At 71.3% G+C, this 20,262-nt stretch carries 23 protein-coding genes; 9 read left to right on the forward strand and 14 right to left on the reverse strand.

Annotated features, from left to right (window positions below):
• The first annotated feature begins 137 nt into the window (after window positions 1-137).
• Window positions 138-635 carry a carboxymuconolactone decarboxylase family protein gene (locus ABEA43_RS41090; RefSeq protein ID WP_345570756.1) on the forward strand — a complete coding sequence of 166 codons (498 nt, stop codon included), beginning with the start codon at window positions 138-140 and terminating at the stop codon, window positions 633-635.
• A 14-nt stretch (window positions 636-649) separates the two neighbouring features.
• Here the strand turns inward: ABEA43_RS41090 and ABEA43_RS41095 are convergent, their stop codons facing one another.
• The 3 genes from ABEA43_RS41095 to ABEA43_RS41105 all read right to left on the reverse strand — a co-directional run bounded on the left by ABEA43_RS41095 (window position 650) and on the right by ABEA43_RS41105 (window position 3,579).
• Entirely contained in the window at window positions 650-1,312 is a 663-nt protein-coding gene (locus tag ABEA43_RS41095; protein ID WP_345570758.1) for a response regulator, read from the reverse strand.
• Window positions 1,309-2,436, reverse strand: a complete 1,128-nt coding sequence (locus ABEA43_RS41100; protein ID WP_345570760.1) for a sensor histidine kinase — start codon at window positions 2,434-2,436, stop codon at window positions 1,309-1,311. Before ABEA43_RS41100 ends, ABEA43_RS41095 begins: the two co-directional genes overlap by 4 nt.
• A 162-nt stretch (window positions 2,437-2,598) precedes the next feature.
• Entirely contained in the window at window positions 2,599-3,579 is a 981-nt protein-coding gene (locus ABEA43_RS41105) for an MBL fold metallo-hydrolase (RefSeq protein ID WP_345570762.1), read from the reverse strand.
• A 160-nt stretch (window positions 3,580-3,739) separates the two neighbouring features.
• On the opposite strand from ABEA43_RS41105, the gene ABEA43_RS41110 reads away from it, so the two are divergent.
• Window positions 3,740-4,402, forward strand: a complete 663-nt coding sequence (locus tag ABEA43_RS41110) for a DUF6461 domain-containing protein (RefSeq protein ID WP_345570764.1) — start codon at window positions 3,740-3,742, stop codon at window positions 4,400-4,402.
• Between the two features lie 80 nt (window positions 4,403-4,482).
• Here ABEA43_RS41110 and ABEA43_RS41115 read toward each other — a convergent pair whose 3' ends face one another.
• Complete coding sequence (locus tag ABEA43_RS41115; RefSeq protein WP_345570765.1) at window positions 4,483-5,541, reverse strand: hypothetical protein; 1,059 nt, start codon at window positions 5,539-5,541, stop codon at window positions 4,483-4,485.
• A 148-nt stretch (window positions 5,542-5,689) separates the two neighbouring features.
• Here ABEA43_RS41115 and ABEA43_RS41120 point away from each other — a divergent pair, with 148 nt between their 5' ends.
• A complete protein-coding gene (locus tag ABEA43_RS41120; protein WP_345570767.1) occupies window positions 5,690-6,343 on the forward strand; it encodes a class I SAM-dependent methyltransferase in 654 nt (217 codons plus the stop codon).
• A gap of 81 nt (window positions 6,344-6,424) precedes the next feature.
• Here ABEA43_RS41120 and ABEA43_RS41125 read toward each other — a convergent pair whose 3' ends face one another.
• The 4 genes from ABEA43_RS41125 to ABEA43_RS41140 form a co-directional block, all read right to left on the reverse strand.
• Entirely contained in the window at window positions 6,425-7,120 is a 696-nt protein-coding gene (locus ABEA43_RS41125; RefSeq protein WP_345570769.1) for an AraC family transcriptional regulator, read from the reverse strand.
• A gap of 266 nt (window positions 7,121-7,386) precedes the next feature.
• On the reverse strand, window positions 7,387-7,860 hold the full coding sequence (locus ABEA43_RS41130) for a nitroreductase family deazaflavin-dependent oxidoreductase (RefSeq protein ID WP_345570770.1): 474 nt from the start codon (window positions 7,858-7,860) through the stop codon (window positions 7,387-7,389).
• 4 nt (window positions 7,861-7,864) lie between these two features.
• Window positions 7,865-9,148, reverse strand: coding sequence for an FAD-dependent monooxygenase (locus ABEA43_RS41135; protein WP_345570771.1), 1,284 nt, complete (start codon window positions 9,146-9,148; stop codon window positions 7,865-7,867).
• A complete protein-coding gene (locus tag ABEA43_RS41140) occupies window positions 9,145-9,738 on the reverse strand; it encodes a TetR/AcrR family transcriptional regulator (RefSeq protein WP_345570772.1) in 594 nt (197 codons plus the stop codon). Before ABEA43_RS41140 ends, ABEA43_RS41135 begins: the two co-directional genes overlap by 4 nt.
• A gap of 160 nt (window positions 9,739-9,898) precedes the next feature.
• Here ABEA43_RS41140 and ABEA43_RS41145 point away from each other — a divergent pair, with 160 nt between their 5' ends.
• Window positions 9,899-11,551 carry an FAD-binding oxidoreductase gene (locus ABEA43_RS41145; RefSeq protein ID WP_345570773.1) on the forward strand — a complete coding sequence of 551 codons (1,653 nt, stop codon included), beginning with the start codon at window positions 9,899-9,901 and terminating at the stop codon, window positions 11,549-11,551.
• 100 nt (window positions 11,552-11,651) lie between these two features.
• A complete protein-coding gene (locus ABEA43_RS41150) occupies window positions 11,652-12,323 on the forward strand; it encodes a class I SAM-dependent methyltransferase (protein WP_345570775.1) in 672 nt (223 codons plus the stop codon).
• Window positions 12,324-12,378: 55 nt separating this feature from the next.
• Here the strand turns inward: ABEA43_RS41150 and ABEA43_RS41155 are convergent, their stop codons facing one another.
• From ABEA43_RS41155 to ABEA43_RS41170, 4 genes are all read right to left on the reverse strand, one after another.
• Complete coding sequence (locus ABEA43_RS41155) at window positions 12,379-12,963, reverse strand: hypothetical protein (protein ID WP_345570776.1); 585 nt, start codon at window positions 12,961-12,963, stop codon at window positions 12,379-12,381.
• 13 nt (window positions 12,964-12,976) lie between these two features.
• A complete protein-coding gene (locus ABEA43_RS41160) occupies window positions 12,977-13,447 on the reverse strand; it encodes a zinc metalloprotease (protein ID WP_345570778.1) in 471 nt (156 codons plus the stop codon).
• A 291-nt stretch (window positions 13,448-13,738) separates the two neighbouring features.
• Window positions 13,739-14,668, reverse strand: coding sequence for a TIGR01777 family oxidoreductase (locus ABEA43_RS41165; protein WP_345570780.1), 930 nt, complete (start codon window positions 14,666-14,668; stop codon window positions 13,739-13,741).
• Entirely contained in the window at window positions 14,661-15,239 is a 579-nt protein-coding gene (locus ABEA43_RS41170; protein WP_345570781.1) for a PadR family transcriptional regulator, read from the reverse strand. The genes ABEA43_RS41165 and ABEA43_RS41170 overlap by 8 nt, the downstream gene beginning before the upstream one ends.
• 124 nt (window positions 15,240-15,363) lie before the next feature.
• On the opposite strand from ABEA43_RS41170, the gene ABEA43_RS41175 reads away from it, so the two are divergent.
• On the forward strand, window positions 15,364-15,975 hold the full coding sequence (locus ABEA43_RS41175) for a dihydrofolate reductase family protein (protein WP_345570783.1): 612 nt from the start codon (window positions 15,364-15,366) through the stop codon (window positions 15,973-15,975).
• A gap of 8 nt (window positions 15,976-15,983) precedes the next feature.
• Here ABEA43_RS41175 and ABEA43_RS41180 read toward each other — a convergent pair whose 3' ends face one another.
• Window positions 15,984-16,865: a LysR family transcriptional regulator gene (locus tag ABEA43_RS41180; RefSeq protein WP_345570785.1), complete on the reverse strand. Its 882-nt coding sequence runs from the start codon at window positions 16,863-16,865 to the stop codon at window positions 15,984-15,986.
• Between the two features lie 79 nt (window positions 16,866-16,944).
• Between ABEA43_RS41180 and ABEA43_RS41185 the strand changes: the two genes are divergently transcribed.
• From ABEA43_RS41185 to ABEA43_RS41195, 3 genes are read left to right on the forward strand one after another with little or no spacing between them, the layout of a single operon-like run.
• A complete protein-coding gene (locus ABEA43_RS41185) occupies window positions 16,945-18,189 on the forward strand; it encodes an MFS transporter (RefSeq protein WP_345570787.1) in 1,245 nt (414 codons plus the stop codon).
• Between the two features lie 5 nt (window positions 18,190-18,194).
• The gene (locus ABEA43_RS41190; protein ID WP_345570789.1) at window positions 18,195-19,079 is read left to right on the forward strand and encodes an SDR family oxidoreductase; all 885 of its coding nucleotides are present in this window, start codon (window positions 18,195-18,197) and stop codon (window positions 19,077-19,079) included.
• A 27-nt stretch (window positions 19,080-19,106) separates the two neighbouring features.
• Window positions 19,107-19,817, forward strand: coding sequence for an SGNH/GDSL hydrolase family protein (locus ABEA43_RS41195; protein ID WP_345570790.1), 711 nt, complete (start codon window positions 19,107-19,109; stop codon window positions 19,815-19,817).
• On the opposite strand, the gene ABEA43_RS41200 is transcribed toward ABEA43_RS41195, so the two are convergent.
• The gene (locus ABEA43_RS41200) at window positions 19,765-20,253 is read right to left on the reverse strand and encodes an Lrp/AsnC family transcriptional regulator (RefSeq protein ID WP_345570792.1); all 489 of its coding nucleotides are present in this window, start codon (window positions 20,251-20,253) and stop codon (window positions 19,765-19,767) included. The two genes, ABEA43_RS41195 and ABEA43_RS41200, sit on opposite strands and share 53 nt — an antisense overlap.
• Between the last annotated feature and the right edge of the window lie 9 nt (window positions 20,254-20,262).

The following is a 20,262-nucleotide window of genomic DNA, read 5'->3' on the forward strand; positions in this document are numbered from 1 at the left end:
GTCGCCGGCTTTCCCTTGTCGCAATTGTCCTCATCCATCAGACGAGACAGCGTACTGAAACGTGAGGTCAGCACGGTTCCTCACGTTTCCGGCGGTTGTGTCGTCGGACTTGTGAAGATCTAGAAGGGAACCTCACCATGTCCACGACCACGCAGGACGACCTTCAGTCACGGCTGCCCGACCCCGCCCAGTTCTTCCCCGAGCTGGGAGTCATCGCCGGAGCCATGGCCAAGGCCACCAGGAACGGTTCGATCCCGTACACCACCATCAGCCTGGTGCAGCTCCGTGCCGGTCAGATCGCCGGCAGCACGTACCACACCGTCCGGCAGACCGGCCTGCTCCGCAAGGCCGGGGAGACGGAGGAGCGCATCACGGCGGTGGCGTCCTGGCAGGACGCCCCCTACTTCACCGGCGCGGAACGGGTCGCGCTGGAGCTGGTGGAGGCCGTCCTCGCCCCGAACCCGTCCGGGGAACGCGTCCCTGACGAGTTGTACGCCAGGGCCGCCGCCCACTACGACGACAAGGCGCTGTGGACGCTCATCCTGGCGATGAGCCAGATCTGCTTCTTCATCCCCGTCGCCCTCATCGCCAGGCCGATCCCGGGCAAGGCTCCCGGGAAGAACTACACCGGCTGACGCCGGAGAGGCCGTCAGGAGCCGCGCGGGGTCACCAGGCCGGATTCGTAGGCGAAGACCACGAGCTGGGCGCGGTCACGGGCGTGAAGCTTGGTCATGGCCCGGTTGATGTGGGTTTTGGCGGTCAGTGAGCTGATCACCATGCGGCCGGCGACCTCGTCGTTGGACAGGCCCTGCGCGACCAGGGCGACGGCCTCGCGTTCGCGGTTGGTCAGCTCCTTCAGCCCCGTGCCGGCGCCGGTGCCGGGTGGCTGGGTGACGTACCGGTTGATCAGCTTGCGGGTGATCGACGGCGCGAGCAGGGCGTCACCGCGCGCGGCGACGCGTACGGCGTGGAGGAAGTCCTCCGGCACGATGTCCTTGACGAGGAACCCGGCCGCACCGGCGCGCAGCGCGTCGAAGACGTATTCGTCCAGGCCGTAGTTGGTCAGGATGACGACGTGGACCCCGGCCAGGGCCGGGTCCGCGGCGATGCGCCGGGTCGCCTCGATGCCGTCGACGACCGGCATCTGGATGTCGATGAGCGCGATGTCGGGCAGATGTTTCCTGGCCAGGGCCACGCCTTCCAGCCCGTCGGCGGCCTCGGCCACCACCTCGATGTCGTCCTCAAGGTCGAGGAGCGCGCGGAATCCGCTGCGCAGGAGCGGCTGGTCGTCGACCAGCAGGACGCGGATCATGAGGTCCGGTCCACGGGGAGTTCGGCTTGGACGGTGAAGCCGCCTTCGCCGCGCGGCGCCGCCCGCAGGCGGCCGCCGAGGGCGGTGACGCGTTCGCGCATCCCGAGCAGCCCGACGCCGGGCACCGGGGCGGCGTCCAGGGTGGCCTTGCCGTCGTCGTCGATGCGGATGGCCAGGGCGCCGGGACGGTAGTCGATCCGGACCGACGCCGTCGCGGCGGCGGCGTGCCTGGCGATGTTGGTGAGGGATTCCTGAACGATCCGGTACACGGTCCGGTCCACCGCGGCCGGCACGTCGGAGCGGTCTCCCTCGATCGTCAGCGTCGCGTCCAGGCCGGTCGTCCGGGCTCGTTCCACCAGCTCCGCCACGTCGTCGAGCCCGCGCGCCGGGGTCGTGCCGTCGTCGCGCAGCGCCTCCAGCGTCGCGCGCAGCTCCCGGGTCGCCTCACGTCCCGCCTCCTGGATGGCCAGCAGGGCCTCGGGGACCTGTTCGCCGCGCTTGCGCGCCACGTGCACGGCGACTTCGGCCTGCACCTTGATGACCGAGATCTGGTGGGTCAGCGAGTCGTGCAGCTCCCGCGCGATGTGCAGCCGCTCCTCGTCGGCGCGGCGCCGCGCGGTCTCCTCCTTGGTCCGCTCGGCCTCCTCCGCCCGCCGCTCGGCCTGCCGCAGCGCTTCGCCCGCGGCCCCGGCCGCGATCAGCCAGGCCAGCTCAAGGGCGCCGCGGGCCTGCGCGAACGCCTCCCCCGTGTCGTGCAGGCCCGAGGCCAGGGCCGCGAGCGGGAGAAGGGCCAGCATGATCACGCTCGCCGCCACCGTGATGGTGCGGTGGCCCGCTCGCACGGCCGCGTACACCGCGAACAGGTACGCGACCGCAGGCACGTCGAATCCGGCCGCCTGGTGACCCGCCGCGCACAGCCCGGTGACGGCCAGGACGAGAACCGGGGCCCGGCGGCGCGCGGCCAGCGCCAGGCCGCCGGCGGCGAGCAGCGCGTAGCCGAGCAGGTCGGGGAAGGTGCCGGAGTGCTGCCCGGACAGGCCGGTGACCAGCAGCGTCGCCGCCACGCCGACCGCGATGGCCGCATCCATGACCCCTGCGGGGACGCCGAACCGTCCTGTGCTCATGCGCGCACCTTAACCGGATGTCCGCGCGGACGACTCCTGCGCACGGATGACCGGCCGCCTACCGCATCCGCAGTACATCCGGCGTCAGGGGGCCGGCCGTCGGGTCACGTACGTGTGGTAACTGCAGGCGGCGAAGAAGAAACCCTCCTCGGCGTCACGTCGTCACAGTTCGAACCGGCTGCCCACCGCGTTCGGGCGGAAGCCGCCGGGCAGGGCCGCGGCCAGCGCGTGCTGGGCGAGCCAGCTCGTGCAGTGGGCGGGTACGACCACCGACGGGCTCTCCTCGGTCAGGGCGGCCACCGTGTGCTCGATGATCGGGCCGCTCCTGAGGTGGAAGCCGCCCATGACGGCGTGGAGGCGGTCGATCCCGGTCAGCCGTTTGGCGTGCCGGATGATGTTGACGATCCCGGCGTGGCCGCATCCGGTCAGCACGACCAGGCCCTTGCCGCGTACGTGCAGGAGGATCGCCTGGTCGTCGTGGACCAGGGGGTCCGGCTGCCAGACGCCGTCCTTGAACGCCTGGTGCGCGGGCGGCATGCCGGTCTCGAAGGCGGTGGTGCGCTCGACCTCGCCGGTCACCAGGAGCATGCCGTCCAGCAGGAAGGACGGACGGCGCTCCGCCACCACGGCGAATCCCGCGCCTTCGATCGCGGCCCGGCTCGGGGTGGGCAGTTCGAGTGCGCCGCCGGGCAGGACGAGGCGGCGGCGGGTCCAGAAGTCCGGATGGATCAGGATCGGCAGGTTGCGCGGGCCCAGCCGCCGGGCCAGGCCCTCCAGCCCCATGACGTGGTCGAAGTGCCCGTGGCTGAAGACGATCGTCTCGATGATGTCGGGGGGCAGGGCGAGCCGGTCGAGGTTCGTGATCAGCCCGTCCGGGCTGACGCCCGCGTCGAACAGCACCCGCCGGACACCACCGCCGTCCTGGACCTCGACCAGGGCCGAGAAGCCGTGCTCCGCGCGCAGGAAGTCGATCGTCCTGCCGCCTTCCGCCATGCCGCTCGGCACGATCGGGAGGGGGCCGGCGGACCCGCTCAGCCCCCATCGCCGTACGAGCCCCTCATCCGGCAGCAGGACGTCGGAGGAGTTGTCGATCAGCGTGGTCACGTGGACTCCGTCCACGGCCCGCAGGGTGATGTCATCCATGATGTCCGGTCTCCTTCGCCGGCCCGTCAGGCGCCCACACAGGCAGCCTGGCCGATGAGCCGCCACGTGTCGAGGGCGCCGCCGTGGTCCTCGGGCGCGCTGACGTACGGCGACCGCATGGTCTGCGGGATTGTCGGTACGGCCTGCCACCATGGCTCGCATGACGACGACCGATCCCTTGGCCTCGTTCCAATGGCTCAACATGCCCGAGGGCGCGGGCGGCGGGCCACTGGACGTGATCTTCAGCGTGGCCTTCTTCCGCGGGCTCGACCCGGCGCAGGTGGTGCGCCGCTTCAGCCGCGGCGACGACTCGGGGCAGGAGTCGGACTTCGACGGGCTCGACGAGAAGGCCTTGGAGTTCGTCCATGAGACGCACGGCGGTGACGGCGGCGGCCATGTGGGCGTCTTCCAGGCCGGTGAGTGGTGCGTGGCCATCGAGCCCTACGGGTGGATGGTCACGCTGCACGAGGTGGTGACCAAGCTGTCGAGGGGCTGCGAGGTGCTGGCGGTCACCCGGCACGACTACGCCGCCGAGCACAGCTTCGCGTACGCGATCGACGGCACGATCGTCACCGGCTACCGGCTGCGGCACCCCTACGACCGCTACGGCTCCGACCCTGACCGGCTCAACGGCTTCATGCGTGAGCTGGGCATGGGGCTCGACAAGCCGGCGGACGACACCGAATGGGACGCTGTCTGGGACACCAATCACGACACCGCCGTACCGAGGGGGTTCGCCCTGGCGGCGAAGGTCACCGGGGTGCCGTTCACATCGGACCTGCTCGGCCGCCCGATGCTCGTGGGGCGCATCCGCGAGCGATGACCGCCCAGCGACCGGGCTCAGTCGCGGACGCCCCGCTGCCCTCCGGTCTCAGCCGCGGGCGCCTGACTGCCGCCCCCGGCTCAATCGCGGAAGCCCCGCTGCCGCCACACCTTGAACAAGCGCTTGGCGGAGCCGCCGATCGGGCCGGCCGCCTCGTAAAGGACCTTCCGCGAGACCGGCTTGGCGTCCGCCACGGCAGCCACGGCGTCGTCGGGCGAGGCGATGGTGTGCGAGCAGACGCTCAGCAGATAGCCGGGGATCTGCAGCTTGGGGTCCGTGCATCCGACCAGCGGCACACCGACCGCGGCGACGACGGGGAAGACGGTGCCCGGGATGCCGATGGCCACCTCGGCCCGGGCAGCGGCCTGCACCGACGGCACGGAGCTGATCTCGAAGCGGTCCCAGAGAGTGCGATCCTCGCGCGGGTGCAGACCGACCAGGATGTGCTTGCCGGCTGCCGCCAGGCGCTCGGCCGCCGCGAGCAGCAGCTCGGCACCGGGTGCGGCGCCGCCGGTGGCGTCGGGCTTGGTCACGCTGGTCAGCACCAGTACGGTGCCCGGCTCCGGGACGTGCTCGGGCAGGTTGTCGGTCTGCGGGGTGCCGACGACCGTGATGTCGCGGCGGGTGCCCAGGTAGTCGTCGAACACCTGGGCCTCGGCCGGGGAGGACGCGGTGATCGCCCGCAGCCGCCCCCTGAACTCCGCCGCCCGCGGCGCCTCCACCGGCTGCTGGTAGGCCAGCGAGGCGGCCACCAGCGGCAGGCGGCGCAGGCGTTCGGCGCAGTCGGCGGGCCAGTCACCCGCGCCGGTCACGACGAGCAGATCCGCGTCGGGGACGGCGTCGAGGGTCGCGACCTGGACCGGGTCGTCCGGTTTCACGCCCGTACGGTCCGGCACGAGCTGGACGACCTCCCAGCCCAGGCGCGCGGCCTCCGGCAGCAGGGGCGCGGCATGGTAGGTGCCCCACGGCTCGTTCGTCGCGATCAGCACGCGTCGGCGGCGCGGTCCGCGGCTGAGCTCCTCGGCCGCGTACGCGGCGTTGGCGCCGCCGACCGCGACCAGGCCGGCGCCGGAGAGCAGGCCGGCGAGCATCGAACGGCGGGAGATCTCATGGTTCATGGCGGCGTCCCCGATCTTCATGAGATGCGACGATATTCGGACGTCCCTAACTGCCCGTTAATACCGATCGTCACTTCAGGGGTGAGGCGTCGAACTGGCGGCGACCGGCGCGCGGGCTACGAGCGGTTCGTTCAAGACCGCAGGGTCTCGTGCGAACGACACTGCCCGCATGACCGAGCGAACCTACACTCCCGCGCTGGGGCGCTTCGCCTCTACGCGCTTCTACGATTCCGTGATCGCTCTGACGCGCGAGCGCCTGTGGCGCGGCCTGGTCGCGATGCATGTGGCACCGCGGCCCGACGAGGTGATCGTCGATGTGGGCTGCGGCACCGGCTCGCTGGCCCTGTTGCTGAACCGGGTCGAGCCGCGAGCGCGGATCATCGGTGTCGATCCCGATCCTGACGTGCTGGCGAGGGCGCGGCGCAAGGCCGGCGCCGCGGGGCCGTCGCCGGTCTGGCGGGCGGGCATGGGCGACGCGCTGACGGAGGTCGTGGATGCCGGCTCGGCGAGCACGGTCGTCTCCAGCCTCGTGCTCCATCAGTGTCCGGTGGCGACCAAGCGGGCGATACTCGCCTCGATGCTCGCGGTGCTCCGGCCGGGCGGAAAGCTGGTGATCGCCGACTTCGGGCTGCAGCGGACGATGCTGATGCGCCTGGCGTTCCGCGTCGTGCAGCTGGCGGACGGCAAGGAGGACACCCAGCCCAACGCCGACGGCGTCCTGCCGGGGCTGATGTCCGAAGCCGGGTTCCGCGACGTGCGCGAGGCCGAGGTCGTGTCAACGGTCAACGGGTCGATCTCGATCTACGTCGCGCGCCGCGCCTGACGGGCGCAACACCCCACCGCGGCCGACCAGCGCAACACCCGCGCCGCGCCTGACCAGCGCAGCACCCCCCACCGCGACCGACTAGCGCAGCACCCCCGCCGCGCCTGACGGGCGCAGAACTCGCAGTGCGGCCGACGGCGTCAGGCCCATCATCTCGCGCATCTGCCGGGTGAAATGCGCCTGGTCGGCGAAGCCGCCCGTGATCGCCGCGTCGGCGATCGCCTGGCCGTCGCGCAGCGCCTCGGCCGCGCGGGCCAGATGCTGCCAGATACGCCAGCGTGTCAGCGGCATGCCCAGCTGGCCTCGTGCCAGGGCGCGCAGCCGCTGGGGTGAGAGCCCGACCTGGGCGGCGAGAGCCGGCATGGGGATCCGCTGGTCCGCCAGCGTGTTCATGGCCTCAAGCAGTCGCCCGTCGAGCCCGCTCGACGGACGGCCGCCGGTGGGACGGATCTCCTCTTCGCTGAGGCCGAGCAGGTCGGGGGCCGCGGTGATGCCGCCGTCGCAGCGTTCGCGCAGCCGGTCCGCGAACGCGCAATGCGGCTCGACGAAGAACGTGAGCAAGGTGGTGGTCGCGTGCATGCGGTGCCGCACCATCGGCGGCACGATCAGCGCCACGTCGCGGTGCTGTGTGCCGCCGGCATCGACCATGGTCACCTCGCCCTGGGCGGCGATGGCGACCTGGAACGCGGCGTGGGCGTGCGGGGCGTTGTCCGTCAACGGACCCCGATAGAAGGCGTAACCCTCGCGGATGGCGAAACGCGGCACCGTCCTGTCCACGCCCTCGATGCTTCCACACCGCGAACCACCCCGGACCCCACCCGACGGAGGCCGCCCTCAGACGCGGTCCACACCGCAAGCCGCCCCAGACTCCGCCCGACGGAGGCCACCCCCAGACGCGGGCCCACCGGACTCCACCCGACGGAGGCCGCCCTCAGGCGCGGGTCCCCATCGCGAGCCGCCCCGAACCCCACCCAGCGGGGGCCGCCCTCAGATGCGGGTCCACATCGCGAGCTCTCCCGGACTCCACCCAGTGGAGGCCGCTCTCAAGCGTGGGTGGTGAACCGTACGAACGGGATGCGGCGGCCGACCTCGCGGTAGTCCTGCACGCTGCCGTCGACGGCGAAGCCCATGAGCTTGCACAGCTGGCGGGCCGCGAACGGGTGGCGTGGCGCGTACCGGGCCATGATCTCGGCGCCCTCGTCGGCGGCGATCGGCACGGCGCGCGCCTGGAAGGTCTTTCCGCCCACCTGGACGGTGACGTCCGGGGTGGCGATGACGTTGCGGTACCAGTCTGCGCGCGGCCCGAATCCGGAGGCGGCCACGTAGCCGTGCTCGTCGTGCTGGACGATCTCGATGACGGCTCGGCGTGGCCGGCCCGAGACGCGGCCGGTGTGGGTGAGCAGCATGATCCGGTGGCCCAGTATCGGCCCCAGCCCCATCCCGTACAGACGGATGGGCAGCCGCCACAGCCGGCGGCGCAGGCCGGTCGGCGGGGCGGTCTTCTTGACGATCTCCATGCCTCTAGTCCTTTCCGAGGTCGGCGGTCTGCGGGGGCAGGATGCTGGCGGCGCCGAATTGGCGGCGCAGCACGGGTGCGAACGCCTCGCGCATGATCAGCCGGTTGGCGAGGCTCTGCGCGAGCAGACCGGCCCGGGTGCGCGGCACCAGCGAGCGGGCGAACACCAGCGCGTTGCGCTGCCGCCGCCGCACCTCCCCGCGCATCAGCGTCTGATAGCGGATGAAGGCGCGCTCGTGACCGCTGCTCTCGGCGGCCAATGAGTCGGCTCGTGAACTGGACAGTGAGTCGGCCCGTGGGTCGGCCCGTGAGCTGGACAGTGAGTCGGCCCGTAGGTCGGCCCGTGAGTCGGACAGTGACTCGGCCAGGAGGTATGCGCCGGCCATCGCCATGGACACGCCCTGCGCCGAGACCATGGTCATGCCGCCGCACGCGTCGCCGACCAGGGCTATCCGGCCGCGATGCCAGGCGGGCATCACGATCTGGGTCATCGTGTCCATGAAGACGGACTCGCTCGCGGGAGCGTCGGCCAGCAACGACGGCGTGATCCAGCCCATGCCGCGGAGGACGGAGCGGAGCAGGTCCAGGCGTTCGGCGCGCGGGACGGCCGCGGCGTCCGGCGACCTGAACAGGAACAGGGCGATCAGCTCGCCCGGCCGTCCCGTGGGATAGAGCACGGCCTGCCGTCCGGGCTCGGTGTAGTGGGCCCGGACGCGGCCCCAGCCGTAGCGGTCGGGCACCGGGTAGGAGGCCAGGCGGCAGCCGAGGTGGCGGGCGAAGCGCGGCTCAGGCCCGAAGCCGAGCTCGCGCGTCCGTGAGTGGATGCCGTCGGCGCCCACCAGCAGGTCGAACCGCTCTGTTCCGCCGCCGGCGAAGTCGATCTCGACGGCCTGGCCGGTATCGCGTACGGCGGTGATGGTCTCCCCGAAGCGGACCTCCACGTCGTCCTGGACCGCGTCCAGGAGGGCGCCTTCGAGGGTGGTGTGCATCAAGGCGAGATGCGGCCCTTGGATGATCTTGTCCAGGAGCGCCGCCGTCAGCCGGGCGCCGGCACTGCCGGAGGCGTCGACGAAGTCCACCGAGTCGACCGGCAGCTGATACGGCGTCAGCCGGTCGATGATGCCCATGCGTGCGGCGATGTCGTAGCCGGTGCCGAAGAAGTCGATGCCGTACCCGCCCAGGCGGCCGTGGGGAGCGCGTTCCACGACCACGGGCTCGATGCCGCGGCGCCGCAGCCAGTACGCCAGCGTGAGCCCGGCGACGCCGCCGCCGCAGATGAGAACCCTCACGATCCTTCCTCCAGCAGCTCCGCCACCGCGGACAGCGCTTCACCGGCGGGAAGCTCGGCGTCGATCATGTGGTGCAGCATCAGCCCGTCGATCGAGGCGGCGATCAAGGTGGCGACCCCCCTCAGGCGGTCCGGTGGCCAGCCGGGGTGCAGCCGGCCGAGACGGCCGGCCAGCTGCGTGCGGGCCCGGCGGAGCTCGTCGCGCAGCACCACGCCCAGGGCGGGGTCGCGCATCGCCCCCACGATCAGCTCCGCGGCCAGCCGGGTCGTGTGCTCGTCACCGGTGGCCTGGGGCAGCATCGCCTGCATCGTGGCCAGCGCCGCCCGCTCGTCCGCCGCCCCCAGCAGCTCGGCGACCAGCGGGGTGATGATCTGGTCCGTGGCCCGCCGGAAGATCGCCGCGTGCAGGCCGGACAGGCCGCCGAAGTGGTAGTGGATCAGGCCGGGGTTGGTGCCGGCGCGCTCGGCCACGGCACGCGTGGTGACCCCTGGCCACCCTTCCTGCCGCAGCAACGCGATGCCGGCCTCCACCAGTTGCTCGCGGCGGCGGTCTCCGCGAGCCGAATTTGGCCGATCGGCCAAGTTGGTCATATGGCCAAGTTAGCACAGAGCCCGCCCTCATCCGATCGGCAGAGCGGATCCGCCGTTCGGAGGAGTGAAGGGTCAGCCGCCGGTTCATGACATCGGTTGATGTGCGGCTTGCCGCCGGATTGAGAGGCTGACGACCTCCAATCGGAAAGGGGCGACAGACATGCCAGAAGCAAACGACGGCGGTACGCGTCTGCCGGACGTCAAAGCGGTGAGCCGCCGTGGGATGCTCGCCGGCGTGGGCGCCGCGGCGATCATCGTGCCGGGGGCGGCCAGCACGTTGGACACCACCACAGAAACGGAATCGGGCGTGGCGGCATTCGGGCCGGTGACGGTGCGTCCCGGCGACTCCCGCTACGACAACCTGTTGCGGGGCAACAACTTCCGGTTCGCGGGCCGGCCTGACGAGATCCGCGTGGTCGGGTCGACCGAGCAGGTGGTGCGCGCGGTGTCGGAGGCGGTGCGGTCCGGCCGGCGGGTCGCGGTGCGCAGCGGCGGTCACTGCTTCGAGAACTTCACCGCCGATCCGGCGGTGAAGTTGCTGCTCGATCTCTCCCCGATGGACGAGGTCGGCTACGACGCCGCCCGGCGGGCGTTCGCCGTGCAACCCGGGGCGACCCTCGGGCACGTGTACCGGACGCTGCTCAAGGGCTGGGGCGTGACGATCCCCGGGGGCGGCTGCCCGGAGGTGGGCGCCGGTGGGCACTTCGCGGGCGGCGGGTACGGGCCCCTGTCCCGGCGGTACGGCTCGGTGGTGGATCACCTGTACGCCGTGGAGGTCGTGGTGGTCGACCAGGCCGGCACCGCCCGCGCGGTGGTCGCCACCCGCGAGCCGGACGACCCGAACCACGACCTGTGGTGGGCGCACACCGGCGGGGGCGGCGGCAACTTCGGCGTGGTCACCCGGTACTGGCTGCGCTCGCCCGGCGTCACCGGCACCGACCCGTCCCGGCTGCTGCCGGCCGCGCCGCAGCGGATGTTGCAGCACGTCATCTTCTGGTCCTGGGAGCACATGACCGAAAAGGCGCTCACCGGGCTGCTGCGCAACTTCGGGACCTGGCACGAGCGCAACAGCGCGCCCGGCTCCAAGTACGCCGGCGTGTACGGGATCCTCCAGCCGTCCCACCGCGCCGGCGGAACCGTCATGCTGGTCGTGCAGATCGACGCGGACCTCCCCGACGCCGACGGCATGGCGACCGCCTTCGTGTCGGCGGTGACCGCCGGCGTGGACCTCACACCGGTGCTCGACCTCCGGCGGTCGATGCCGTGGCTGCACCGGATGACCTGGCCGGGCAGCGGCGAGCCTGGTGACGTGCTCGTCCGGCGATACAAGATCAAGGCCGGCTACCTGCGACGCTCGTTCACCGAGAAGCAGCTCGCGGCCATCTACCGCAACCTGACGAACTCCACCGGCGGCCAGGGCTCCGGCATGCTGCTCGTCGGCTACGGCGGCCAGGTCCGCGCGGTGGCGCCGGAGGCCACGGCGATCGCGCAGCGGGACGTGGTCATGAAGGCGGTCTACCAGACGATCTGGGGCGAGGAGGCCGACGACGCGGCGAACCTCGCCTGGGTCCGCGGCCTCTACCGCGACGTGTACGCCGGCACCGGCGGCGTGCCCGTGCCCGGCGAGGTCAACGACGGCTCCTACATCAACTACCCGGACGCCGACCTGGCCGACCCGGCCTGGAACACCTCGGGCGTGCCCGCGCAGCGGCTCTACTACAAGGACAACTACGCACGCCTCCAACGGGTGAAGGCCCGCTGGGACCCGCGCAACGTCTTCCGGCACGCCCTGGCCATCGAACCTCCCCGCTGACCTGGATCAGCGGGCACCGGGCGTGGACGTGGGGCCGGACCGCTCAGTCCAGCCTCGCCAGGTGATCACCTTGCCGGGGCGCCTCGTTAAGGTGATCGTCATGGTGTTGGTGTCTTATCTCGAACGTCTCAACCGGCGGCACCCATGGAGCCACAACGACCACTACGGCGGCTGGGTGGCCGGTCAGGTGGCCGCGTCCGGGGCGCGCCATGTCCTCGATGTCGGGTGCGGAACGGGTAATCTCGCCGCTCTGCTCAGCCGCCGCGCCACCGCCGCAGAACCCGTAACCGTCACCGGGCTCGAACCCGATCCCGCGACCGCCCGCGCCGCGGCGGAGCGCTTCGCCGACGACCCCGCGGTCACCGTCGTGCGAGCCGGCTTCGCGGATCGCGACCCGCACCGGCGCTGGGACGCCATCACCCTCGTCGCCGTCCTGCACCACCTCCCCCTGGTGCCCACCCTGCGGGAGCTGCGCGGCTGTCTCGCCCCTGGCGGGCGGCTCGTGGTCGTCGGCTGCTACCGGGAGGCGGGGCCCGCGGACCTGCTCACCGCGCTGCCCGCCATGCTCGCCAACCCGATCGTGGGGCTGGTCAAGCACCCCGCGCGCGCCGACGCTCCGCCCGTGCACATGACGGCGCCCACCGCCGCACCTCAGGAGACCCTGGCCGACATCCGGGCCGCGGCCGCACGGGAGCTGCCCGGCGCCCGGATCCGGCGCCGCCTGTTCTGGCGGTACACGCTGGTCTACGACGCCGCCGTCACCGCCGGGTGAGAGGACATGCGGAAGGCCCTCGCGAGGAGGGCCTTCCGGGGTCAGGCGCGTTCGATCACGACATGGTTTCCAGCTCGGCGCGCGTCACCTTGAGAGTGTTCTCCGGCAGCGGCGCGGGGTTGCTGGAGGTGTCCAGCGGATACTTGGCCTGGACGGGGTTGAGCAGTGCGGCGGGCGAGTCCGGGTAGGTTTCCAGGAACAGGATGTAGCCGCCGTCCTGGGTCATCGGAGTGGTGTGCTCCTCCTCGTAGGTCACGCCCTCGAAGCTCCCTCCGAGCTCCTTGACCTCGATCGACTGTCCCACCTGGGCCTGGCCCTTGAAGACCTGCACGACCTGGGCGGTGTAGACGGTGATGACCGTCGGCGGGGCCTCGGGCTGAGCGGCCACCCCGGCAGGGGCTCCCGCGTTGGGATTGAGGGCGGGATCCGTCTCCGCTGGATCGGGCGCTTCCACCTTTTCCTCGAGATACCGCGGCGCTCCGACGATGCGGGCCTCGACGACCAGGTTCGCCTTGTCGTAGAGCGCGTCGGCGCTTTCGTACTGGGGATAGTCGGCTCGATAGAGGACGGAATCCTCATGCGCCGAGCAGGCGGTCACGAACACCGCAGCGAGGACAAGCGCGCCAAGACGCCGTAACACAGGCCGGCCTCCTTTAGTAGTAGGCGTTGACGTCGGCGACATCATGCGACTGGGGCTTGGTCATCGAATTACGGTTCCTGCTGGTGTTCATGATCGAGGTGGTCGAGTTGTGCGCGAGGTTCAGCGCGTGCCCGAACTCGTGAACCAGCGTGCTCGTGACGAAGTTCGAGAAGTTCGACGCGTCCCGGTTGATCGTGCGGGAGTTCAGCTTGACGTACATGCACATCCCGCCGCACCGCTGGTAAGTCCCGTACCAGGTGTTGCTGTAGGACTTCACCGTGATCGTCGAGCCCGAATTCGAGCTCTTGTAGAAATTCGCGGGGCTCGACGTCGCATTCCAGTTGGACAGCGCCCTGTTCATCGGCGTCTGCCAGGTGCTGTTGTAGCTGTAGGGGTAGATATGGATGCTGGCGATGTCCTGGCCGGTGCCGTTCCAGTGGGCGGCGGCCGGAGAGACGCCGGTCAGCATCATCAGCGTGGCCATGAGGGCCACCGGAACTGCCCGGCGCACATTACGCCTTAACGCTCCCGAATGCATTTCGAGATGTCACTCCTTGCGTCCTGGGGGGTGCCGTGCGTGAACACAAAAAAGAGCCTGACAACCGAGATGAGAGTCAAGGCCCGGTATCGAAGAGGAGCCTCGGAAGCTGATCAAGCGCTTCGATCGGAGTATGGACGCCAGAATGATCACGTGTCAAGAACGGCATAAAGTACGCGGATCCCCTGGGTTATCGGCACGGAACGCGGGTGGCGCGAATGCCCGCGTCCGGCGCGATCAGCGGGGGGCCGCGCAGGCGCGCAGGGCGCCTTCAAGCCGGGGGTACGCGAACTCGTACCCGGCCTGGCTCATCCTGGCGGGCACGACGCGGCGGCCGCCGAGCAGGATGTCGGCGCCGGCCCCGACGAACACCCGCGCGAGCACGGCCGGGGACTTCCGCGGCGGAGGCGAGCCGACCACCCGGGCGAGGGTCTCGGCGAACTCGCGGCTGCGTACCGCCTGCGGCGCGACGAGGTTGTAGGCGCCGCGCCAGTGTTCCTCGGTCACGGCGCGCAGGACGAACTCCACCACGTCGTCCAGGTGGATCCAGGGCAGCCACTGCGTACCAGGGGCGAAGTAGGCCGCCTTGCCTTTGCGTGCCTGCTGGAGCTGGTATTCCAGGCCGCCCTCGGCGGCCAGCACGTACCCCATGCGCAGCAGCACCACCCTGGTTCGCGGGCCGGCCGCCTCGGCGGCGGCCTCCCATTCCGCCGATCCTTCGGCGTAGTGGCCGGGCAGTGGCGGGGTCGTCTCGGCGACCTCCTCATCGGAGGGTGCGCCGAACCCGTAGACCCCGATCGACGAGGCGCTGATCAGCGTACGTGCTCGTGCCGGAGCCGCGCGTAACGCGGCGACCAGCCGTTCGGTGCCCGTGATCCGCTGCTGGGTCACCTTGTGCAGGTATCGGCGCCCGGTGAAGGGCCGGAACACCGACGCGCCCGCCAGGTTCACCACGTGATCGGCGCCGGCCAGCAGCGCCGCGCCGTCGCCGGTGATCTCCTCCTCCTGGCGGTAGGCCACGTAGTCGCCGGCGCCGGGGACGTGCTCGCGCGCCCCGCTGGGGTCGCGGGCCAGCACCGCGACCTCGTGCCGGCCCGCCACCAGCGCGGCGACCACGGCGCGGCCGATCAGCCCGGTCGCGCCGATGACGGCGATCCGCTCAGCCATCGTCCTGCCCGCCTTCGCGCTCGGTGGTGTCCGCGGCCAGCAGCTTCGGCAGCTGGCCGAGCAGTTCGTCGTGCCAGTCCAGCTCAAGCTGCAGCCGCCGCAGGGTGTGGTCGAAGATCACCCGTTCCATCGCGGTCAGGTACGGGTCGGCCTCGTCGCGCAGGTGCAGCATGGACTGGTGCTGGTGGGACAGCGAGGCGCGCCGGTCCCGCAAGGCCGCGCCGACCGACTCCTCCGGCATGTCCTGCACGTGCAACAGAGCCAGGTCGATCGGGTTGGGCAGCATCCGGGTGTCGCGCAGCGCCGTGGAGCGGTGGATCTCCAGCTCGTGCCGGCCTTCGGTGGTGATCTCGTAGATCGTCCGCGGTGGCCGCCCGCCCTGCCGTTCGGTCCGCAGCGGGCGCACCAGCCCCTCTGCCGCCATCCGCTGCAGCGCCCCGTACAGCGAGCCGGGCTTGACGTCGGTCCACAGGTCCAGGTGGTCGAGCTGGGCTGCCCGGCGGATCTGATGGCCGTGCATCGGCCCTCGGCGGGCCAGCTCACCGAGGACGAACAATCTCGTCGAACTCATGCGATTACTCATACATGACTAATCGTCTATGAGCAAGGTCAGGGCCGATGAGTTTCGCGCGCCACGGCTGTCTAATGAGCGGGGACGGTCGCGTTCCCCCATCGAGAAGCGGAAGTGGTGCGGGATGAAGCTGGTCGTACAGGAGTTCCTGACGCTTGACGGTGTCTCCCAGGGCCCGGGGTCCCCGGACGAGGACACCAGCGGCGGGTTCACGCGAGGCGGCTGGTTCGTGCCGCATCTGGACGAGGAGTTCGACCGGCTGGTCAGCGCCTGGCTCGGCGAGGCGGACGCGTTCCTGTTCGGCCGCCGTACCTATGTGAGCTTCGCGCGGGACTGGCCGAAGATGACCGACCACCCCTCCGCCGCCGCGCTGAACGGCCTGCCGAAGTACGTGGCCTCCCACAGCCTGACCGAGGCCGCGTGGGACCCGACCACGATCCTGTCCGGCGACGTCCCCGCCCAGGTCGCCGAGCTGAAGCGGCAGCCCGGCCGTGAGCTGCAGGTCCACGGCAGCGCCGAGCTGGCCCAGTCCCTGCTGGCCGCCGGGCTGGTCGACACGTTGCGGCTCGTGATCGCCCCGGTCGTGGTGGGCCAGGGCCGGCGCCTGTTCCCGGACGGCGGCGCCCCGGCCGGCCTGCGGCTCGTCCGCCACGAGATGACGCCGGGCGGCCTGTCGGTGCACACCTTCGAATCGACCGGCGTCCCGGCCTACGGAACCTACGGCGCCACACCGTAGGCCAGACGTCAGGAGTCCGCCGCCGGGACGCCGAGGACCGAGAGGAACGCCGCGGCGGCGGGCGACGGCGGAAAGCGGCTCCAGATGAGGTGCTCCATGCGTGCGGGAGCATCGCGAAGCCGGAGCACCGGCAGATCGGGCAGCTCGGACACGAAGGCGGCGGGCAGCATCCCGATGCCCAGGTCCTGGCGGATCAGGCGGGCCATGAAGTCCACGGTCGTCACTTCGAAGGCGACCTCGCGCCGGACTCCGGCCGCCGCGAACGCCTCGTCCGACTGCGCCCGCGCGGCGCTGCCCGGTGGGAAGTCGACGAACGGTTCGTCCGACAGCTGGTGCAGGTCCACGCGTTCCCTGGCCGCCAGCGGGTGACCGGCCGCCACCACGGCGACGAGGTCGCCGCGCGCCAGTTCGCGGCCGCGCACGCCCTTGGGACGCGCGCCCAGGGGAAGCCCCAGGAAGGCGGCGTCCAGGGTGCCCTGCCGGACCCGTTCGGTCAGCTCCTCGCTCGCGCCCGAGCGGAGGCTGATGCGTACCTGCCGATGCCGCAGGTGGAACCGCTTCAGCGCGGCCGGCAGATCGACCGCCGCGACGGTGGGGATGGCGCCGACGGCGAGCCGGCCGCGGATCTCGCCCGCGGCGGCCGCCACCTCGGCTTGGGCGCGTTCGGCGGCGTCGAGCGCCTGGCGGGCGGCGGGGAGGAACGCCTCGCCCGCGGGGGTGAGCCGGACGCGGCGGCTGGTGCGGTCGAACAGCTTGGCGCCCAGCTCGCGTTCCAGGCGGGCGATCTGGTGGCTCAGCGCGGACTGGACGACCAGGCACTGCTCGGCGGCGCGGGTGAAGTTGCTCGTCTCCGCGACGGCGACGACGTAGCGCATCTGCTGCAGCTCCATGGATCCATCGTGATACACGATCGATGAGATGACAAACATGCATTGGACTCATTGATCCCTTGTCGCCGAAGCTGGGGCCATGACGGCGACGAAACAACACATGTCCCGCGGGCTGCTTCTGCTCATGTCGGTGGCGACCGGGCTGGCAGTCGCGGGCAACTACTTCGCGCAGCCGCTGCTCGACCTGATCGGCCGGGAGCTGGGGATCGGTCCCTCGCCGGCGGCGCTGGTGGTGACGGCCGCGCAGGCGGGGTACGCGCTGGGGCTGATCCTGCTGGTGCCGCTCGGCGACCTGGTGGAGCGGCGGCGGCTCGCCGTGTCGCTCTACGCGGCGACCGCGGTGTTCCTGCTGGTGTCGGCCGTCGCCCCCAACGGCACGGTGCTCCTGGCCAGTACGGCGCTGACCGCGCTGACCTCGGTGGGAGCGCAGATCGTGGTCCCGTTCGCGGCGACGCTGGCGGACCCGGCCGAGCGCGGCCGGGTGGTCGGCACGGTGATGACCGGGCTGATGCTCGGCCTGCTGCTGGCGCGCACCGCGTCCGGGGCGTTGTCGGAGCTGGGCGGGTGGCGGACGGTCTACTGGGTGAACGCCGTCCTGATGGTGCTCATGGCCGTGCTGCTGCGGGTCTTCCTGCCCCGGCTCGGCGGTGACGGCGGCGGCGGGTCGTACCTCGGTTTGCTGCGCTCGACGATGGCGATGTTCCGGTATGAGCCGTTGCTGCGGTGGCGGGCGGGGATCGGGGCGCTGAGCCTCGCCTCGTTCAGCGTCCTGTGGACGGCGCTGACCTTCCTGCTGGTGCAGCCGCCGTACGGCTGGTCGGAGTCGGCCATCGGCCTCTTCGGGCTGGCCGGTGCCGTCGGTGCGCTGACCGCCATGGTGGCGGGGCGGCTGGCCGACCGCGGCTACGTGCAGATCGTGACCGGCGTGGGGACGGTCCTGCTGCTGTCGTCCTGGGCGGCGATCGCGGCGGGTTCGAGCTCGCTGGTCTGGCTGCTGGCCGGCGTGATCACGCTGGACCTCGCCCATCAGGCGGTGCTCAACAGCAGCCAGAACGTCCTGTACGCGCTGCGCCCCGAGGCCCGCAACCGGATCAACTCCGCCTTCATGACCTCCCTCTTCGTCGGCGGCGCGGTGGGATCCGCACTGGCTTCGGCGGTCTGGGCGTACGGCGGCTGGACCGGCGTGTGCGTCCTGGGCGCCACCCTCTCGGCCGGGACCGTCGTCCTCTGGACCCTGGAACGCGTCACCGCCGGCCGGGCGGCGCGGAAACCCGCGAACACCCCGGCTGACACCCCCGCCCATGCCGTCTCGACCGAAGGATGACGAACATGTCACGCACTGTCCTGATCACCGGAGCCACCGGAACCGTGTCCAGCGCGCTGCTCGATGCGCTGAAAGGGGCCGACGTGCACCTTCGCGCTCTCGTCCGCGAAGAGTCCACGGGCTTGCGCGAGCGCGGCGCCGAGGTCGTCACCGGCGACCTCGACGACGCCAGGTCGTTGCCGCCCGCCTTCGAGGGCGTGCAGGACCTGTGGCTGCTCACCCCGAACGGCCCGCGCGCTCCGGAGCACAACATGAACGCCGTGTGGGCCGCCCGCCAGGCCGGAGTGGAGCGCGTCGTGCGCCTGTCCGTCGTCGGCGCGGCGCACGACGCGCCGAACCGCAGCGGCCGGCTGCACGCGCTGTCGGACCGGGAGACCGAACGATGCGGCCTGCGCTGGACGATCCTGCGTCCCCACTGGTTCATGCAGAACCTGCTGAACGAGGCGGGCGACATCGCCGCCACCGGCACGTTCTCGCTGAACATGGCCTCGGCGCGGATCGGCATGATCGACGTCCGCGACATCGCCGAGTGCGCCGCCCGGGTGCTCCTCGACGACCCGGATCGGCACCACGGCGAGACGTACACGCTCACCGGCCCGCGCTCGCTGACGTTCGACGAGGTCGCGGGCCAGTTGAGTCTCGCACTCGGCAGGTCCGTCACGTACCTGCCGGTCGGCGACGACGCCAAGCGCGAGACGCTGCTCGGCTACGGCGTCCCGGTCTGGATCGCCGACATGCTGGAGGAGTACGCGCAAGCGTACGGCTCCGGCTGGGGGGACGTCACCACCCGTACGGTCGGCGACCTGCTCGGCCGCCCCGCGCGCGACCTCGCCGACTTCGCCCGCGACCACGCCGCGGCGTTCACCCCGGCCGGCGGCGAGCTTGCGTGAACGTACGATCGATCGTACGTTTTGTTTATGACGCCTTTCCCCGCTGAGGAGTCCGACCCCTTCTGCCTGCCGATGCAGAGCGCGACGTGGCTGGCCGACGCGCCCTGGCGGCGCTTCGCCTCGATGGGCGACAGCCTCGCGGCCGGGACCCACGGCCCCAGCCCCGGCTACGCCGACATGGGCTGGCCCGACCGGCTCGCCGGCCTGCTCCGCCGCGTCCACCCCGGCCTCGCGTACCTGAACACCGCCGTCATCGGGGCGACGGCGGCCAAGACGCTGGACAGGCAGCTGGGCCGGATCGTGAAGTTCGGCCCCGACCTGCTGCACATCTCCTGCGGCGCGAACGACCTGTGGCGGCCCGAGCCCGACCTCGCCACGATCGGGCGGACCATGCGGCAGCTGTTCGGGCGCGCCGCCGCGACCGGCGCGCTGCTGACGACCTTCACCCTGGGCCGGGCCTTCGTCGTGCCGGGCTTCCCGGACTGGCACGACCGGGTCCGCGCCCTGAACGGCGTCATCCGCGAGCTGGCCGCCGAGCACGGCGCGGTGCTGGCCGACATGTGGGATCACCCGGTCAACGACCGGCCGGACCTGCTGAGCGCCGACGGCATCCACTTCTCCGCCGCAGGCCAGGCCGTGATGGCCGCCGAGCTGGTCAAGGCACTCGCGCTCCGATCTGAACTGATCAGGAGGGCTCCAGGGGCAGGGGGCGGCGGGGCACCGGCGCGGTGTGGATGAGCGACGTGGTCGTGTGACCGTACGGGGTGAACAGGTCGAGGATCGGTTCGAGCTCGTCGACCCCCCGCAGGTGCATCGTGAAGTAGAAGCAGTCGTCGCCGGTCATCCGGTAGCACTCGACGATCTGGGGAACCTCCTGGGCGATCTTGGAGATGCGCTGCAGCTCCCTGATCGCCGGACGGATCCGTACCATCACCGTGACCGGGAACCCCAGCGCCCGCGGATCGACCTCGGCCCGGTAGCCGGTGATCACCCCCGACTCCTCCAGCCGCTGCACCCGGTCGGCCACCGCCGGGGCCGACAGAGCGACCCTGCGGCCGAGCTCGGCGAAGCTCACTCTGCCGTCGACCTGCAGCTCGGCGAGAATACGAAGGTCGAGGGCGTCCATTCCCTTCGGTTCGTACGCACGCTCGGGTCTGATCTTTCGATTCGCCATTCTTCTAAA

Source organism: Nonomuraea rosea, from assembly GCF_039539705.1.
Classification (GTDB): Bacteria; Actinomycetota; Actinomycetes; order Streptosporangiales; family Streptosporangiaceae; genus Nonomuraea; species Nonomuraea rosea.